The organism is Nonomuraea zeae, assembly GCF_005889725.1.
Lineage (GTDB): Bacteria > Actinomycetota > Actinomycetes > Streptosporangiales > Streptosporangiaceae > Nonomuraea > Nonomuraea zeae.
The window spans coordinates 1-1,825 of the sequence record NZ_VCKX01000643.1 but is presented as its reverse complement, the minus strand read 5'-3'; the positions used below and the strand labels follow the sequence as shown (position 1 = coordinate 1,825).

1 protein-coding gene is annotated in these 1,825 nt (G+C 76.3%); it reads right to left on the bottom strand.

What is annotated here, in order from left to right:
• The coding region (locus ETD85_RS62045; RefSeq protein WP_138699058.1) for a type I polyketide synthase at positions 1-1,825 on the bottom strand (1,825 nt) is incomplete at both ends.

Sequence of the window (1,825 nt, the reverse complement as noted above, 5' to 3'; positions counted from 1 at the left end):
CCCGCCACCACCGCGGCGGCCACCTCCCCCATGGAGTGGCCGATCACCGCGGCCGGCTCGAACCCGTAGGCCCGCCACAGGTTCGCCAGGGCCACCTGGACCGCGAAGGCGATCGGCTGCAGCGTGGCGACGCCGGAGGGGGCCGGGTCGTGGACGTCGATCCCCGACTCGGCGGCCAGCAGCGGGGCCAGGTCGTCGATCGCGCGGGCGAAGGCGGGTTCGGCGGCGTACAGGTCCATGGCGGGCGGCTGCGGGCTGTAGCCGCCGAACACCCACACCGGCCCCTTCCCCGTCACCGGTGCGGCGGGACGGACGGCACGCAGCCGTTCCGCCAGCTCCTCCGCGTCCCCCGCGACGACGGCCGCCGCCACCTTGCCACGGCCCGCCCGTCTGGCCAGCGTGTGGGCGACGTCCCGCAGGTCGGCGGCGGGCCGCCAGGCGGCGAGTGCCCTGGCGTGCTCGCCGACCCGGTCCGCCGTGGTGTCGGTGAGCAGGAAGACCTGCTTGGCCGTGCCCGCCCGCCCACGGGCCCCAGGCGAGTCCGGGCCGCGCGTGTCCAGGCCGGGGGCGTCCAGGACGACGTGCGCGTTGGTGCCGCCGAAGCCGAACGCCGAGACGCCCGCCCGCGCGCCCGCCCTCGGCCAGGGCGTGGGCGCGGTGACGACGCGGAGGGTGTCCCATGGGATGTGCGGGTTCGGGTGCCGGAAGTGCAGGCTGGGCGGGATGACGCCGTGGTGCAGGGCGAGGACGGCCTTGATCAGCCCGGCCAGCCCGGCGGCGGCCTCCAGATGGCCCAGGTTCGTCTTGGCCGAGCCCAGCAGCACCGGCGTGGGGATCGCGGCGGCGATGGCCCGGGCCTCGATCGGGTCGCCGAGCAGGGTGCCGGTCCCGTGGGCCTCGATGTAGTCGGGCCCGCGCCCCAGCCCCTCGTACACCTGCCTGAGCAGCCGTTCCTGCGCCTCCGGGTTGGGTGCGACCAGCCCGTTCGAGCGGCCGTCCTGGTTGACGGCGCTCTCGCGGATCACCGCCAGCACCCGGTCCCCGGCCCGTACGGCGTCCGCCAGCCGCTTGAGCACCACCACCCCGCACCCCTCGGCCCTGACCATCCCGTCCGCCCAGGCGTCGAACGCCTTGCACCGCCCGTCGGCCGCCGTTCCGCCCCCGCGCTCGAAGGCGAGCGTGATCATGGGTGAGAGCAGGAGGTTCACGCCGGCGGCGAGCGCGAGGTCGGATTCACCCGCCCGCAGGCTGGCGACCGCCAGGTGGACGGCGACGAGCGAGGAGGAGCAGGCGGTGTCCACGGCCAGGGACGGCCCGCGCAGGTCGAGGAGATAGGACAGGCGGTTGGCGGCGATGCTGAACGCCGCGCCCGTCGCCGTCCAGGCGTCGACGGCGGCCAGGTCGGCGCTGGTCAGGTGGGCGTACTCGTTGCCGGACAGGCCCGCGAACACGCCGGTCCTCGTTCCGGCCAGCGATCTGGGCGCGATGCCGCCGTGTTCGAGCGCCTCCCAGGCGGTCTCCAGGAGCAGCCGCTGCTGCGGGTCCATGGCCGCCGCCTCGCCCGGCGCGATGCCGAAGAACTCCGCGTCGAACCCCGCGACGTCGTCCAGGAACCCGCCGTGCCTGGGCGTCCCCGCCAGCGCCTCCCCGGTGCGCGCCGACCCGTCGTCGAACGCCTCCCACCGCCCTTCCGGCACCTGCCCGACGGCGTCGCGGCCCTCGATCAGCAGCTCCCAGTACGCCGCGGGCCCGTGCGCCCCGGGGAACCGGCAGCCGATCCCGACCACGGCGACCGGTTCGCCGGGGGCGGGCGGCAGGCGTACCG